Source organism: Rhodococcus sp. MT28, assembly GCF_058792695.1.
This window is the reverse complement of record NZ_JBXAFD010000001.1, coordinates 95,769-110,145: the sequence shown is the minus strand read 5'-3', so window position 1 is coordinate 110,145 and position 14,377 is coordinate 95,769. Positions and strand designations below refer to the sequence as shown.

Annotated in this window: 16 protein-coding genes; 11 read left to right on the top strand and 5 right to left on the bottom strand. The window is 64.4% G+C overall.

Features of this window, described 5'->3' with window-relative positions; translation table 11 throughout:
- Nucleotides 1-18 precede the first annotated feature (18 nt).
- The 6 genes from folP (at nucleotide 19) to AC1Q6C_RS00455 (ending at nucleotide 4,113) form a co-directional block, all read left to right on the top strand.
- A complete protein-coding gene (gene folP, locus AC1Q6C_RS00480) occupies nucleotides 19-918 on the top strand; it encodes a dihydropteroate synthase (RefSeq protein WP_050656816.1) in 900 nt (299 codons plus the stop codon).
- On the top strand, nucleotides 915-1,856 hold the full coding sequence (locus AC1Q6C_RS00475) for a glucosyl-3-phosphoglycerate synthase (protein WP_003945188.1): 942 nt from the start codon (nucleotides 915-917) through the stop codon (nucleotides 1,854-1,856). Before folP ends, AC1Q6C_RS00475 begins: the two co-directional genes overlap by 4 nt.
- A 32-nt stretch (nucleotides 1,857-1,888) precedes the next feature.
- Nucleotides 1,889-2,266, top strand: coding sequence for a DivIVA domain-containing protein (locus AC1Q6C_RS00470; RefSeq protein WP_372024474.1), 378 nt, complete (start codon nucleotides 1,889-1,891; stop codon nucleotides 2,264-2,266).
- Nucleotides 2,266-2,835: a DNA-3-methyladenine glycosylase I gene (locus AC1Q6C_RS00465; RefSeq protein WP_003945189.1), complete on the top strand. Its 570-nt coding sequence runs from the start codon at nucleotides 2,266-2,268 to the stop codon at nucleotides 2,833-2,835. The genes AC1Q6C_RS00470 and AC1Q6C_RS00465 overlap by 1 nt, the downstream gene beginning before the upstream one ends.
- A gap of 151 nt (nucleotides 2,836-2,986) precedes the next feature.
- The gene (locus tag AC1Q6C_RS00460) at nucleotides 2,987-3,154 is read left to right on the top strand and encodes a DUF3117 domain-containing protein (protein ID WP_003945169.1); all 168 of its coding nucleotides are present in this window, start codon (nucleotides 2,987-2,989) and stop codon (nucleotides 3,152-3,154) included.
- A 119-nt stretch (nucleotides 3,155-3,273) separates the two neighbouring features.
- The gene (locus AC1Q6C_RS00455) at nucleotides 3,274-4,113 is read left to right on the top strand and encodes a putative RNA methyltransferase (protein ID WP_007736089.1); all 840 of its coding nucleotides are present in this window, start codon (nucleotides 3,274-3,276) and stop codon (nucleotides 4,111-4,113) included.
- 6 nt (nucleotides 4,114-4,119) lie between these two features.
- On the opposite strand, the gene glgA is transcribed toward AC1Q6C_RS00455, so the two are convergent.
- Nucleotides 4,120-5,292, bottom strand: a complete 1,173-nt coding sequence (gene glgA, locus AC1Q6C_RS00450; protein WP_003945186.1) for a glycogen synthase — start codon at nucleotides 5,290-5,292, stop codon at nucleotides 4,120-4,122.
- 132 nt (nucleotides 5,293-5,424) lie between these two features.
- Between glgA and glgC the strand changes: the two genes are divergently transcribed.
- Nucleotides 5,425-6,639, top strand: a complete 1,215-nt coding sequence (gene glgC / locus AC1Q6C_RS00445) for a glucose-1-phosphate adenylyltransferase (RefSeq protein WP_003945185.1) — start codon at nucleotides 5,425-5,427, stop codon at nucleotides 6,637-6,639.
- Here the strand turns inward: glgC and AC1Q6C_RS00440 are convergent.
- The gene (locus AC1Q6C_RS00440) at nucleotides 6,636-7,271 is read right to left on the bottom strand and encodes an O-methyltransferase (RefSeq protein ID WP_007736091.1); all 636 of its coding nucleotides are present in this window, start codon (nucleotides 7,269-7,271) and stop codon (nucleotides 6,636-6,638) included. The two genes, glgC and AC1Q6C_RS00440, sit on opposite strands and share 4 nt — an antisense overlap.
- A 330-nt stretch (nucleotides 7,272-7,601) precedes the next feature.
- On the opposite strand from AC1Q6C_RS00440, the gene sigE reads away from it, so the two are divergent.
- The 4 genes from sigE to tatB all read left to right on the top strand — a co-directional run bounded on the left by sigE (nucleotide 7,602) and on the right by tatB (nucleotide 10,631).
- Entirely contained in the window at nucleotides 7,602-8,198 is a 597-nt protein-coding gene (sigE, locus tag AC1Q6C_RS00435; protein ID WP_029255812.1) for an RNA polymerase sigma factor SigE, read from the top strand.
- A 52-nt stretch (nucleotides 8,199-8,250) separates the two neighbouring features.
- On the top strand, nucleotides 8,251-8,610 hold the full coding sequence (locus AC1Q6C_RS00430) for a hypothetical protein (RefSeq protein WP_003945180.1): 360 nt from the start codon (nucleotides 8,251-8,253) through the stop codon (nucleotides 8,608-8,610).
- 30 nt (nucleotides 8,611-8,640) lie between these two features.
- Nucleotides 8,641-10,164: a trypsin-like peptidase domain-containing protein gene (locus AC1Q6C_RS00425; RefSeq protein ID WP_370852746.1), complete on the top strand. Its 1,524-nt coding sequence runs from the start codon at nucleotides 8,641-8,643 to the stop codon at nucleotides 10,162-10,164.
- Between the two features lie 74 nt (nucleotides 10,165-10,238).
- Nucleotides 10,239-10,631: a Sec-independent protein translocase protein TatB gene (gene tatB, locus AC1Q6C_RS00420; RefSeq protein ID WP_482627710.1), complete on the top strand. Its 393-nt coding sequence runs from the start codon at nucleotides 10,239-10,241 to the stop codon at nucleotides 10,629-10,631.
- Nucleotides 10,632-10,695: 64 nt separating this feature from the next.
- Here tatB and AC1Q6C_RS00415 read toward each other — a convergent pair whose 3' ends face one another.
- From AC1Q6C_RS00415 to AC1Q6C_RS00405, 3 genes are all read right to left on the bottom strand, one after another.
- Entirely contained in the window at nucleotides 10,696-11,832 is a 1,137-nt protein-coding gene (locus tag AC1Q6C_RS00415) for an Mrp/NBP35 family ATP-binding protein (protein ID WP_003945178.1), read from the bottom strand.
- Between the two features lie 24 nt (nucleotides 11,833-11,856).
- Nucleotides 11,857-12,720, bottom strand: coding sequence for a lytic transglycosylase domain-containing protein (locus AC1Q6C_RS00410; protein ID WP_003945171.1), 864 nt, complete (start codon nucleotides 12,718-12,720; stop codon nucleotides 11,857-11,859).
- A 145-nt stretch (nucleotides 12,721-12,865) separates the two neighbouring features.
- Entirely contained in the window at nucleotides 12,866-14,335 is a 1,470-nt protein-coding gene (locus AC1Q6C_RS00405; RefSeq protein ID WP_492666311.1) for a lytic transglycosylase domain-containing protein, read from the bottom strand.
- Between the last annotated feature and the right edge of the window lie 42 nt (nucleotides 14,336-14,377).

Here is a 14,377-nt window from a genome sequence, read left to right as displayed (position 1 = left end):
CATGCCAGTATGAGTGGCATGTCTTCACTCCCCGGTTCTACCGCGCAGCCAGGTCCGGCGCCCACCCTGTGTGGGCGTCCGGTCGCGGTCGACCGTGCACTGGTGATGGCCATCGTCAACCGCACTCCCGATTCCTTCTACGACCAAGGCGCGACGTTCTCGGATTCGGCAGCGATGGCTGCCGTCGACAGGGCCGTCGACGAGGGCGCCGATCTGGTGGACATCGGGGGAGTGAAAGCTGGGCCCGGTGACCTCGTCGACGCCGACGAAGAGGTCAGGCGAGTCGTTCCGTTCGTCGCCGCGATCAGAGCCAAGTACCCCGAGCTGATCATCAGCGTCGACACCTGGCGGAGCGGCGTCGCGCGGTTGGCACGCGTCGAAGGCGCCGACCTGATCAACGACACGTGGGCGGGTGCGGATCCCGACCTCGTCCTGGTTGCTGCCGAGACTGGTGCCGGGATCGTCTGCTCGCACACGGGTGGCGCGGTTCCGCGCACCCGCCCGCATCGTGTCCGCTACGACGACGTCGTCGCAGATGTGGTCACCGAGGTCGTGTCGGCGGCAGAGCGCGCCCTGGCACTCGGGGTTCCGCGTGACGCGATCCTGATCGATCCCACCCACGATTTCGGTAAGAACACCTTCCACGGGCTCGAGTTGTTGCGGAAAGTGGACGTTCTTGTAAACACCGGGTGGCCAGTGCTGATGGCGCTGAGTAATAAGGACTTCATCGGGGAGACTCTTGGTGTGGAGCTTTCCGAGAGGTTGGAGGGAACATTGGCAGCGACAGCAATGGCCGCGGCGGGCGGCGCCCGGGTGTTCCGTGTTCACGAGGTGGCGTCCACCCGTCGAGTCGTCGACATGGTGGCCGCGATCCAGGGACGCCGTGCCCCGGTACGTACGGTTCGAGGTCTGGCATGAGCATCACCGGTGCGGGCCCGACCCGCGTATGGGCAGACGCCAACAGTTGGGACCATCCGAGTTGGACGGTCGCCGAGCTCGAACGGGCGAAGGGTGGCCGAACCGTCTCGGTGGTGTTGCCCGCACTCAACGAAGAGGACACCGTTGCCGCGGTGGTCGACACCATTCATCCGTTGCTCGGTGGCCTGGTCGACGAGTTGATCGTTCTCGATTCCGGTTCGACCGACAGAACCGCCGAGCGTGCTCGCGCTGCTGGAGCAACGGTGATCAGTCGTGAGAGCGCGGTCCCGTCCATCCCGCCGACTGCGGGCAAAGGTGAGGTGCTCTGGCGTTCGGTCGCCGCAACGACCGGCGATCTGATCGCATTCGTCGACTCCGATCTCATCAATCCCGATCCGGCGTTCGTGCCCAAACTGCTGGGGCCACTGCTCACGGTTGACGGCATCCATCTGGTGAAGGGCTACTACCGCCGTCCGCTGCGCGTGAGCGGCACGGAGGATGCCAACGGCGGCGGGCGAGTCACGGAATTGGTTGCGCGGCCCATGTTGGCCGCGCTGCGGCCGGAACTCACGTCGGTACTGCAACCGCTTGGCGGTGAATACGCGGGCACCCGTGAGCTGCTGTCCGCTGTCCCGTTTGCGCCCGGCTACGGCGTCGAGATCGGTTTGCTGCTCGACACGTACGACACGTTGGGGCTGGCGGCGATCGGTCAGGTCAATCTCGGTGTGCGCAAGCATCGCAACCGGCCGCTCGCCGACCTCGGTGTGATGAGCCGGCAGATCATCGGAACGATGCTCCGGCGGTGCGGGATCGAGGATTCGGGTGCCGGGTTGACCCAATTCCTGGTCGACGGCGATTCTTTCGTGCCCGAGACCACCGAGGTTTCGCTACTCGATCGACCCCCGATGAATTCGATAGTGCGCACCGCGGGGGTCTGACCGCTCACACTCGGGTATGGGAGTATCGGTCCATGATGACGATCCTCCTGTACCTGATTGTCATGGCTCTGGTCGGCGCGATGATCTTCCTCGCCGCCAGCGCTGTGTTCGGGCGCTCGGAAGAGCTGCCGCCGCTGCCTCCTGGCACGACGGCGACCGTACTCCCGGCAGAGGACGTCACCGGGGCGGATGTCGACGCGCTGCGTTTTCAGCAGGTGCTGCGTGGCTACAAGGCGAGTGAAGTGGATTGGGCCCTGCATCGCCTCGGGTTGGAAATCGATTCTCTGCGTGCACAACTGGGCCGTGACGAGCGGTGTGAGGTCCTGGTGAAAGCGGATGCTCCGGCCAAGGCCGAAGCATCGCAGGAGGAGCCTGAGACCGTATCCGAATCGAAGGATTCCCAGGGCTGATGGCCGACGGACTCGTTCGGTGCGGCTGGGTGGTCGAGACGCCCGGCGACACGCTCTACCGCGACTATCACGACGAGGAGTGGGGGCGTCCTCTGCACGGGCGCGACGAACTGTTCGAACGACTCGCCCTCGAAGCATTCCAATCGGGACTTTCGTGGATCACGATTCTGCGCAAACGCGAGGCGTTCCGCGAAGCCTTCGACGGGTTCGATCCGGACAAGGTCGCAGCGTACGGAGTTGCGGATGTCGAGAGATTGCTCTCCGATGCCGCGATCGTCCGCAATCGCGCGAAGATCGAGGCGACGATTTCCAACGCCCGAGTGCTCGTGAATTCGCCCGATCTGGACCTCGATTCGTTACTCTGGTCGTTCTCGCCGCCTCGACGCACCAGAAGACTGACATCAATTGCAGAGGTTCCCGCGGTCACTCCCGAGTCGACTGCCATGGCTAAGGAACTCAAGCGGCGCGGGTTCAAGTTTGTGGGTCCTACCACGGCTTATGCGCTCATGCAGGCCACCGGAATGGTCGATGATCACGTGGCCGATTGCTGGGTTCCGGCGCAGGTGTGACGGTCGACTGAACACCCCTAAATGTGACTCAGATTCCCGGTTCCCGCATCCATAGGGAACAATGGAGGGTACGAGCCTCGCTGATTGTTGGCGGGGCGCACCGTTAGTCGAGGCGCAGAGCAATGCAGCGCAGATCTGGAGGGAGCAGAGGATGGCGGCCATGAAGCCCCGGACCGGGGACGGTCCCCTCGAAGCAACCAAAGAGGGACGAGGAATCGTCATGCGGGTTCCACTCGAGGGTGGCGGACGCCTCGTCGTCGAGCTGACCCCGGATGAAGCTGCAGCGCTCGGTGTGGAACTCACGAACGTCACCAGCTAGTCGGGTCCAGGTTGTAGCAGTACGAACAACAGCACGTGATTGCACGCAGGCTCCGTATCCGTTTCGGTACGGGGCCTGAAGTGTGTGTGCGCACCGCCGGTAGCCGAAAGGACGGATCAATGCTTGCCGCCGTGATCGATCTTCTGTCCTGCCCGCAGTGTGCTGCTGATCTGGAATTGGTGGACGGCGCCGCCGAGTGCGACCGCGGACATCGATTCGATATCGCTCGCCAGGGTTACGTGAGCCTGATCAGTGGCGGTGCCACGAAGTTCACCGGCGACAGTGCCGAGATGATTGCCGCGCGTGCACGATTGCTCGGCGCCGGCCACTTCGGCCCGCTGATGGATGCCGTCACCCGGGCCTGCGCGACGACGGCGGGGTCGGACCCCGCGCGGATCGTCGAAATCGGCGCAGGCACAGGACAATACCTCGCACACGTCGTGGATTCGCTGCCTGATTCTCGGGCGATAGCGTTGGACGTGTCCAAGTTCGCGGCCCGGCGTGCCGCGAAGGTCCACGAAAGAATCGGTTCGATCGTCGCAGACGTCTGGCAACCACTACCCATTCGCGACGGAGCGCTCTCTCACGTGCTCTGTGTGTTCGCTCCTCGTAACGGTCCGCAGTCCCATCGAGTTCTCGCCGAAGACGGAGTTCTGGTGGTCCTGACGCCCACCGACAGGCATCTGCGCGAGCTGATCGACATTCTCGCGATGGTCCGGGTCGACGACCGCAAAGTGGAACGTCTCGAATCGTCGATGGCCGGATACTTCGAGCGTGTGAGTAGCGACGAGGTCGAGTTCACGATGTCACTCTCACACCAGGACGTCCTCGACTTGGTGGGGATGGGACCGTCGGCGAGACACCTGACGCCCGCCGATCTGGCTGCCGCCGTGGCGAAGCTGCCGCAGCCGAGCACCGTCACCGCGTCGGCGACGGTCTCGACCTATCGCAAGATCTGACGCGGATCAGCGTCTCGTGACGGCGTCCGCGTAGACCTCGAGCGTCTGCTTGGCGATTTCGGCCCAGGAGAACTCGTCGATCGCACGGATCCTGCCCGCACGACCCATCGCGTCGGCGCCTTCTCGGTCGGCGACAACGGCATTGACGGTGGCCGCGAGCGATTCCTCGAATGCGTTCGGCTCGTAGGCGTTGTAGTGCACGAGTCGACCGGTGACGCCGTCGGCGACCACCTCGGGGATGCCGCCGACGTCGGAAGCGACCACGGCGGTCTCACACGCCATGGCTTCGAGATTGACGATCCCGAGGGGTTCGTACACCGAAGGGCAGACGAATACCGTTGCTGCCGAGAGTATTTCCCTGATCTGCTCGGTCGGAAGCATCTCGCGCACCCAGTAGACATTGCCCCGGTGCCGGGCGAGTTCGGCCACCGCCTTCTCCGTCTCGGCGGCGATCTCCGGCGTATCGGGAGCGCCGGCGCACAGCACGAGCTGAATCTCCGGGTCGAAGTGGTGGGCTGCCGCGACGAGGTGCCCGACGCCCTTCTGCCTCGTGATGCGTCCGACAAAGGCCACGATGGGTTTCGCCGGGTCGACGCCGATCGACGCGAGTGCGGACTGTGCTCCCGGCGCAGATCCCCCGGGATGCCATACCTCGGTGTCGATTCCGTTGCGCACTACGTGAACGCGACTCGGATCGACAGCGGGATACGCGTCGAGGACGTCGAGTCGCATACCGGAACTGACGGCGATGATCGCGTCTGCGTGCTCGACGGCGTTGCGTTCGGACCACGACGAGATCCGATAGCCGCCGCCTAGCTGTTCGGCCTTCCACGGGCGTCTGGGCTCGAGTGAGTGCGCGGTGAGGATGTGCGGCACGTCGTAGAGAGCCGACGCGAGATGCCCGGCCAGTCCGGTGTACCAGGTGTGGGAGTGGACGATGTCGACACCGGCCGCGGCGTCCGCCATGCGCAGTTCGGTGGAGAGCGTCGTCAGGGCCGGGTTGGATCCGGCGAGAGCGGGGTCGGGAGAGTGGACGATCGCGCCTTCGCGCGGGGCGCCCATGCAGTGCACGTCGACCTCGCACAGCCGTTTCATCTGAGCGACGAGCTCGGTTACGTGTACTCCTGCGCCGCCGTAGATCTCCGGCGGGTATTCCTTGGTCATCATCGCGACTCGCACGCGCTAAACCTAACCGCCCGTGGTCGATCCGGCTACCGATCACGTTATCCCCGGCCGTTCGGAGGGGGACACGATCGGACCTCTCGGACTGCTTCGCTAGCGGGAGTTCACCAGTGCGGATAGGTTAGCGGTGTGAGAAGCCAGCCGCATGTGCTTGGAATCGTGCTCGCCGGGGGCGAGGGCAAACGCTTGTATCCGCTGACCGCGGACAGAGCGAAGCCCGCAGTGCCCTTCGGAGGTGCATATCGACTTATCGACTTCGTGTTGAGCAACCTTGTCAACGCGGGATATCTGCGTATTTGTGTGTTGACGCAATACAAGTCACATTCACTCGACCGCCACATTTCGCAGACGTGGCGATTGTCCGGGTTCGCGGGTGAGTACATCACCCCGGTCCCGGCCCAGCAGCGGCTCGGGCCGCGCTGGTACACCGGCAGTGCCGACGCAATCCTGCAGTCGCTCAATCTCGTTTACGACGAGGACCCCGAGTACATCGTGGTTTTCGGTGCCGACCACGTGTACCGGATGGATCCGGAACAGATGGTTCAGCACCACATCGAATCCGGGGCAGGCGTGACGGTCGCGGGTATTCGTGTACCGCGAAGTGAGGCTTTTGCTTTCGGCTGCATCGACAGTGACGAGTCCGGACGCATCACCCAGTTCCTGGAAAAGCCCGCCCATCCTCCCGGGACACCGGACGACCCCAATTCGACGTTCGCGTCCATGGGTAACTATGTGTTCACCACCAAGGTGCTCGTGGACGCCATCCGCGCTGATTCAGAGAATTCCGATTCCGATCACGACATGGGCGGAGACATCATTCCCGCCTTGGTCGCCGCGGGTGAGGCGTCGGTCTACGACTTCAAGGACAACGTCGTTCCCGGTGCCACCGATCGAGACCGCGGCTACTGGCGTGACGTCGGTACCCTCGACGCCTTCTACGACGCTCACATGGACCTGGTGTCGGTGCACCCGATCTTCAATCTCTACAACCGTCGCTGGCCCATCCGCGGCGCCACCGAGAATCTCGCGCCCGCAAAGTTCGTGAAGGGCGGACTCGCGCAGGAATCGGTGGTCGGTGCTGGGTCGATCCTGTCCGCGGCGACCGTGCGCAATTCGGTACTCAGTTCCAACGTGATGATCGAGGACGGTGCGACCGTCGAGGGCAGCGTGCTGATGCCGGGTGTGCGCATCGGCAAGGGTGCCGTCGTACGGCGAGCGATCCTCGACAAGAACGTCGTCGTCGGTGACGGCGAAATCATCGGCGTCGATCTCGAACGTGACCGCGAACGATTTGCCGTCAGTCAGGGTGGCGTCGTCGCCATCGGTAAGGGCGTCTGGATCTAGAGCTTGCTCGCGCAGAGGAGGCCGTCACCGAGGGGGAGGAGGACTCGAATGAGTCGCTCGTCCTCGGTCACGGCCTTTGCCGCTTCTCGGACCGCAACCGTTGTCGCGTCGCGTGCGGAGCTGTCGGCAACGCGGCCGTCGGCCAGGGCGTTGTGCAGAACGATGACACCGCCGGAGCGCAGCAGGCGGACACCTTCGCGGACGTAGTGCGGGTGGTCGATCGCGGCGCAGTCGACGAATACCAGGTCGTAGCCGCCGTCGGCGAGCCGGGGAAGCACGTCGAGAGCCCGTCCGTTGATCAGGCGAGTGCGTGCCGGAGCGATTCCGCTTTCGCGGAAGGTCAGCTTGGCGGCCCGCTGATGTTCGGGTTCGCTGTCGATCGTGGTCAGGACGCCGTCGTCGCGCATTCCGTGCAGAAGCCACAGGCTGCTCACGCCGGCTCCGGTACCCACCTCGACGGCCGTCTTCGCGTCGAGCATCCTCGCGAACATCGCGAGCGTCGCACCGACGGCGGGCGTCACCGGATGGGCTCCGAGATCCAGCGCTCGATCTCGCGCCGCGGTCAAAATCTCGTCCTCGGAAACTACGTCCTCGACGTGGCGGAGTATCTGTTCGGCGTGGGTCACGCTCATGAGGTTATCGGGCGGTTCGGATTGTCGCTGCAAGGCGCGCAGTCACCAGGATTCTCAGGAATCCCTCAGGCTCCTCATATGGCGTGCACACCGCGATGAGAAAAGGTGTATACATCGCCGGATCGAAGATCGCACGGCGGTATCGATTTCTACCAAGTTGATCTTTCGCAGCTCGGTGATCGGGAACAAATCACAGCATCGGCTGGTTCTCCCGAATATCGCGCATCACGTGATTCGGACAACGCGGTGATCGAACTACGCGATCCCGAGCAGGAGGATCAACTTATTTACCAGGTCAACGACGAGCCTCGCCCTCGAGAGTCGGAAGTTTTGACGACGGAATCGGCTGTGGATTCCGAATTGATCGGCACTGCTGTGTTCGATGCAACTGGTGAGAAGTCCTCCATGCCGTCTTGGGACGAACTCGTGCGTCAGCACGGTGACCGGGTGTACCGCCTGGCCTACCGGTTGTCAGGCGATGCCCAGGATGCCGAGGACTTGACGCAGGACACCTTCATCCGGGTGTTCCGCTCGCTCTCCGATTATCAGCCCGGAACTTTCGAGGGCTGGTTGCACCGCATCACCACAAACCTGTTCCTCGACATGGTTCGCCGACGCAATCGCATCCGTATGGAAGCGCTGCCCGAGGACTACGACCGCGTTCCCTCGCCCGGTCCCGACCCCGAGCAGATCTACCACGACGCGCGCCTCGACGCAGGTCTGCAAGCCGCACTGGACTCGCTCGCACCTGAATTTCGTGCCGCTGTCGTGCTCTGTGACATCGAAGGTCTGTCGTACGAGGAAATCGGTGCCACACTGGGAGTGAAGCTCGGAACGGTTCGTAGCCGTATCCATCGTGGGCGACAGGCGATTCGTGATCATCTGGCAGCGCAGCGCGCAGCCGAATCCGAACTCGTCGGTTTCTGACGGTCGGGTTCGAGCTACAGAGCGGGACGTGGTCAATCACCTGGAGGGACGAATGACGGAGGCGCGGGCACATCGCCAGTTCGGTTCGACCGAACATCTGGCCAGCGAGGCAATCGCTGCCTACGTCGACGGAGAACTCCGAATGCAGGCCTACTTGCGGGCCTCGCATCACATCTCGATCTGTGCCGAGTGCGCTGCGGCCGTCGATGCTCAGCAGCAGGCACGTGGTGCGCTGCGTCGAAGCGGCGAGATGACGATGCCGTTGTCCCTGGTGGGACTTCTCAGCCAGATTCCTTCGTGCAACAGTCCGACTACCGGGCCGAATTCGGAAAACGCCGACAGTTCCGTCGGTAATCAACCCGCCGGCTTCTCCACCATCAGCAAGAGGTTGTCCCGTCGCTGGCGCAAATGACGCCGCGCGCCAGCTTCCCGGCGCGGATCAGTGATACTGGACCATGTGACTGACGGAAAAAGGGGGCACTCCGGAGTGAGTTCGGATTCTTCGGCAAACGGTTCGGTGGACAGACCGGCAGATGCGCCGGTTCTCGACCCCCGTCCGGTCTATCGACCCCAGATCGATCCGGCCTCGCGCCAGGTGTTCGGTCGGCCGAGTGGAGTCGAGGGCTCGTTCACTCCGGTGGCCGCGCGATCGACTCCGTCCTCCGATGTCGTGATCGGGACTCCGGACCCGGTTCTGGCCGAAGCGTTCGGACGACCCGCAGACGCCACCGAGTCGATCGGTCGCGATCCCGATGCGACGGCGAACAACACGCCCGACGAAGAACCGCCGCGTGATCCGTGGCGTGATCCTGAATCCGCCGTCTCGCTGGGCAAGCCCGCAGAGTCCGAGGCGCCGGTGCAGTTGCCTCCCGCCCAGAAACTCGACGTGCGTGAGCTGTTGTTCGGTCGCAAGGTCGCCCCCTCGGCACTGGCCGCGCTTGCGGGCATGGCGCTTGTCATCGCTCTCGTCGGTGGGTTGCTTGCCACTGTCATCACTGCCGATCGCAGTTCACTCACCAGCTCACGTGTCACGCTCGTTCAATCCGGCGGTGGGGAACAGCCGGAGTCTCAGGTGGCGAAGGTCGCCGACGCGGTACTGCCATCAGTGGTGTCGATTCAGGTCGCCGTCGGCGACCAGGGCAGCACGGGTTCCGGTGTGGTCATCGACGGCGCCGGATACATCGTCACCAACAACCACGTGATCTCCTCGGCCGTTCCGCCCGCTCAGGACGCGAAGATCCAGGTGATCTTCTCCGACGGAACCAAGACCGACGCCCAGATCGTCGGACGTGACGTCAAGACAGACCTCGCAGTGCTCAAGGTGTCGGCGAACAATCTGACGGTCGCTCAGCTCGGAAAATCCGAGGATGTTCAGGTGGGCGACGACGTCGTCGCCGTCGGCTCACCGCTCGGATTGAGCAAGACCGTCACCCGCGGAATCGTCAGTGCACTGAACCGGCCTCTGCGGTTGTCGGGTGAAGGCACCGACACCAACGCCGTCATCGACGCCGTCCAGACCGACGCGGCGATCAACCACGGCAACTCCGGTGGTGCGCTCGTCGACGACGAAGCCCGCGTCATCGGCATCAACACCGCAATGCTCAGTGAGTCCGGCGGTTCGGTCGGGCTCGGCTTCGCGATTCCGATCGACACGGTGACCGAGGTGGCGCAGACCATCATCCGCGACGGCAAGGTTCATCACCCCGACATCGGCGTGAATGCCCGCACCGCGGTCAACGACGCGACCAGTGGTGCGGCAGTGGCCAATGTCCGCGACGGCAGCCCCGCTCAACGTGCGGGGATCGTCGAGGGGGACGTCATCGTCAAGGTCGGTGACCGACCGGTGACAAGCGCCGACGAATTGGTGGTTGCGGTCAACGCGACGACCGTCGACCAACCCGTCAACGTTCAGTTGATCCGCGACGGACGGCAGGTCGACATTTCGGTCACGCCGGTGTCGGACTGATCGGCCCCTGCGATCTTCCTGTGAGGTTGATCCGGACATGCGCGCACCGAGCGAGCACACAGTAGGCTGACCCTGTGTTTGGCAACATCGGTTGGGGCGAGTTCATGATCCTCCTCGTAGCGGCTCTGGTCATCTTGGGACCTGAGCGGCTTCCTGGTGCGGTCTCCTGGGTCACGAAATCCCTGAGGCAGGTGCGCGAATATGCTTCGGGCGCTTCCAATCAGCTCAAGGAAGAACTGGGCACCGATTTCGAGGATCTGCGTAAACCGCTCGCAGATCTGAACAAGCTGCGCGGAATGACGCCGCGCGCTGTGATCACCCAGCACCTCCTCGACGGCGACGACTCCATCTTCACGGGCAACTTCGACAAGAAGCCGCAGAGCGGAGTGCAGGAGCCGAAGACGATGTCGAAGGACAAGCCACTCACCGCCGGCGAACGTCCTCCTGTGGACTTCGACGCAACCTAGATTCGACATACGCAAGGGCGCCTGTCACCGATCGGTGACAGGCGCCCTTCCGTATGAGGGGGTTCTACAGGTTGCGAACCGTGTTGATACCGAGCGACATTCCGGCCAGCCCGCGCTGACGGACGGCCAACTTGTCGGCGATGTCCTTGAGTGCGATGGCTGCGGGTGAATCGGGAGCGCTGAGGACGATCGGCGTCCCGGCGTCGCCTGCCTCGCGGACGGACGGATCCAGCGGGATCTGTCCGAGAAGCGGAACCTTGGCGCCGACGGCCTTCGTGAGGCGATCGGAGACGGTCTGCCCGCCGCCTTCGCCGAAGACGTCCATACGGGTGCCGTCGGGAAGTTCGAGCCACGACATGTTCTCGACGACGCCGGCGACGCGCTGGCGGGTCTGCAGGGCGATGGCGCCCGCTCGCTCGGCGACCTCGGCAGCGGCCTGCTGCGGTGTGGTGACGACCAGGATCTCGGCGCTCGGGATGAGCTGAGCCACCGAGATGGCGATGTCACCGGTGCCGGGCGGCAGATCGAGCAGCAGCACGTCCAGATCGCCCCAGAACACGTCGGCGAGGAACTGCTGGAGTGCGCGGTGAAGCATCGGTCCGCGCCAGACGACAGGAGTGTTGCCCTGGGTGAACTGCGCGATGGAGATCATCTTCACGTCGTGTGCAACCGGCGGCATGATCATGCGCTCGACCTGAGTGGGCTTGGCGTCGGTGCCGAGCATGCGGGGGATCGAGTGACCGTAGATATCCGCGTCGAGTACGCCGACAGACAGTCCGCGCGCGGCCATTGCTGCCGCGAGATTGACTGTCACACTGGACTTTCCGACGCCCCCCTTGCCGGAGGCCACGGCGTAGACGCGGGTGAGTGAACCCGGCTGGGCGAACGGGATGACGGGTTCGGCGGAATCGCCGCGAAGCGACTTGCGGAGCTCGGTCCGCTGAGCGTCGTCCATGACGTCGAGTTCGACGCGAATCGCGCCGACCCCGGCGACATCGGCGACGGCCTTGGTGACGCGTTCGGTGATCTCGGTGCGCATCGGGCAGCCGGCGGTCGTGAGATAGATGCCGATGTCGACGCTGTTGTCACTGGAGAGGGAGATCCCCTTGACCATCCCCAGTTCGGTGATGGGTTTGCGGATCTCTGGGTCCAGAACTCGCGCGAGCGCGGAGCGAACGTCGGACTCGGTCAGTACAGACATGACTCCATGGTAAGTCCAGGTAGGTCAGTGGATGCGCGGCAGGTCCGATGCGGCGGGCACGATGCCGGTGGAGTACCCGAGCGACCAGGCCAGAACGTTGGCGACGTAGGCGGCCGAGTTGTTGTAGCGGTGGATCGCGGAGGCAACCTGCGTGACGTCCTGCATGTTGAGTCCGCCGTCGCACAGGTACTTGCCGGTGGTCAGTGCGGAGTCGAAAAGGTTCTGCGGGTCGGCGATTCCGTCACCGTTGCCGTCACCGGCGTATTGGTTCCACGTGGACGGGATGAACTGCATCGGGCCGACTGCGCGGTCGTAGACGGTGTCGCCGTCGAGGGCGCCGCCGTCGGTGTCCATGATGACGGCCTGGCCGGGGAGGCTGCCGTTGAGTGGCAGGCCGATCACGGGCTTGTAGAGGTTGCCGTTCGCGTCGGCGTCCTTGCCGTCGTTGGCGTGGCCGGATTCGACGCGGCCGATACCGGCGAGGAGCGTCCAGTGCATGTTGCAGTTGGGCTTCTCGACAGCGAGGATTCGCTCGGCGTTCTGGTAGGCGGCGACGCTCACGCTCGGGATTCCGAGTGCGCCCTCGGCCATCGAGGCGGGGAGCGGGGGAGTTGCCTGCACGGGAGCCAGCGGCGCGGGTTCCGGCGCGGGGGCGGGAGCCGGCTCGGCGATTGCTTCGACGGCGGGCAGAATCTGCGCCTGCGGTTCCTGCGTGGCTTGTGCGGCGGTGTCCACCGTTTCGGCGGAGCTGGTGTTGAAGAACGGGACCTTGGGAGCGGCGCCGGCCGTGTTGGCTGCGGTGACGAGTCCGATAGGGATGAGTCCGGTGAGCGCGATGACCGAATTTCGACGGATGTGCGAATCTGTCTTCTTGCTGTGCCGACCCACTGTTTATGCCTCCTGAACCTCCGCGAGGAGGTTTTCCGTTCAACTGACGGAGTCGAGGCTACCTGATTTGTTGCGTTTCCGTTATTCAACCGTGATCTAGAAGGGCAGTTTGGGGCATATGCACTGTTCTTTCGTGATTTTTCGGTTACAGAGCGGGCATGCCGGGCAGGCCCGGGAAGAACGGCACGAATGCCGGAGCCGGGGCCGGAGCGGGCTCCGGTGCGGGTGCGGGTGCCGGTGCCGGTGCGGGCTCCGGAGAGGGGGCGGCGGGTGGAGAGGATTCCGCGGGAGCCGCGTCGGTGGTGGCGGGTGCCGTGGCGGCCACTGCCATGCCCGGGATCGTGCACGGCAGAAGGATGCCGTCCTGCAAGGCGTCGAGGGCTGCGGGGTCCGGAAGGATCACACACATGTCGTCGGGCCAGCGCCATCCCTCGGCCGTCAGAATCGGCCACACGAGACCCCGTGAGGTGAGGACGGGGAGCGGGATGATCGGACCGGGAGCCGCATTCCGGGCGGCGTTGGGTCCCGGAGCGGGGCTGGTCGGCATGACGCCCGGCGGGATCAGTGCCTGGATCTCGGGTGAGAGTGCAGGCATGTCCGGCAGACCCGGGAAGAGGGGAGTGGTGGTCGGGGTCGGCGTCGTCGACGCTGATTCCTTGTCGCCGGCCGCCGGATCGGTAGCCGCAGCCGCGGCGAGTACGGCCGAAGCGGCGGAGTCTGCCGAGGCGGCGGCGTTGATCGCGGAGCTGCCGGTGTTGATGCCCGAGGTGTACGGCAGCTGACCGGAAGGAATGACACCGTTCTTGTATGCCGTCGACCACATGATCACGTTTGCTGCGTAAGCGGCCGAGTTGTTGTATCGCAGAACAGCTTTGGTCTCCTGGGCGACATCGCGCAGGTTGAGTCCGCCGCTGCAGAGGTACTTCGCTGCCGAGAGCGCCGCATCGAAGACGTTGTTGGGGTCCTTGATTCCGTCCCCGTTGCCGTCGCTGGCATATCCGGCCCAGGTGGCCGGAATGAACTGCATCGGCCCGACGGCGCGGTCGTGAGTGGGGTCGCCGTCGATCGCGCCCTTGTCGGTGTCCCGAATGACTTCGTTGCCTGCCAGCCGTCCGTCGAGGACGGGGCCGAGGATCGGGGTGACTGTCGTACCCACCGAGGTCGTCTTGCCGCCGTTGGCGTGACCGGATTCGATGCGTCCGATGCCGGCCAGAAGATGCCAGGGGATTCCGCATCCCGGTGCCTCGGTCATCATCACCAGCTCCGCGGAGCGGTACGCGTTCAGGACGATCTCGGGGATGCCCAGAGAGGTGAGGACGACGGCCGCAGCGTTAGGCGCTGCCGGGGCGCCGGCGACCGTATCGCTGGGCGGGGCCGATCTTTGCGTTCGGACCGTGCGGGGCGTCGGGAGGAAGTCGACAGAGTCCGACTGCGCAATCGAGGCGGAGCCCGCCAGTGCGATCGGAACCTGTGACCCTCCGGTCGGTGCGCTTCCGGCAGTGAGGGCCGCTGGACCTGTTACGACGAGCAGTCCCCCCACCAGTGTGGATGCTGCAATCATTCCGCGTACTCGCACGATTCCCCTTTGCTGGCGCTCCCGCTCCGGAGTACCCACCGTGATATCCATATTGCTGTGACTTACGTTACATATCGGTCA

Bases quoted from the DNA above. Each gene is read 5' to 3' on its own strand.
- folP (WP_050656816.1), top strand. From the start codon at position 19: ATGTCTTCACTCCCCGGTTCTACCGCGCAGCCAGGTCCGGCGCCCACC.
- AC1Q6C_RS00475 (WP_003945188.1), top strand. From the start codon at position 915: ATGAGCATCACCGGTGCGGGCCCGACCCGCGTATGGGCAGACGCCAAC.
- AC1Q6C_RS00470 (WP_372024474.1), top strand. From the start codon at position 1,889: ATGATGACGATCCTCCTGTACCTGATTGTCATGGCTCTGGTCGGCGCG.
- AC1Q6C_RS00465 (WP_003945189.1), top strand. From the start codon at position 2,266: ATGGCCGACGGACTCGTTCGGTGCGGCTGGGTGGTCGAGACGCCCGGC.
- AC1Q6C_RS00460 (WP_003945169.1), top strand. From the start codon at position 2,987: ATGGCGGCCATGAAGCCCCGGACCGGGGACGGTCCCCTCGAAGCAACC.
- AC1Q6C_RS00455 (WP_007736089.1), top strand. From the start codon at position 3,274: ATGCTTGCCGCCGTGATCGATCTTCTGTCCTGCCCGCAGTGTGCTGCT.
- AC1Q6C_RS00440 (WP_007736091.1), bottom strand. From the start codon at position 7,271: ATGAGCGTGACCCACGCCGAACAGATACTCCGCCACGTCGAGGACGTA.
- AC1Q6C_RS00430 (WP_003945180.1), top strand. From the start codon at position 8,251: ATGACGGAGGCGCGGGCACATCGCCAGTTCGGTTCGACCGAACATCTG.
- AC1Q6C_RS00415 (WP_003945178.1), bottom strand. From the start codon at position 11,832: ATGTCTGTACTGACCGAGTCCGACGTTCGCTCCGCGCTCGCGCGAGTT.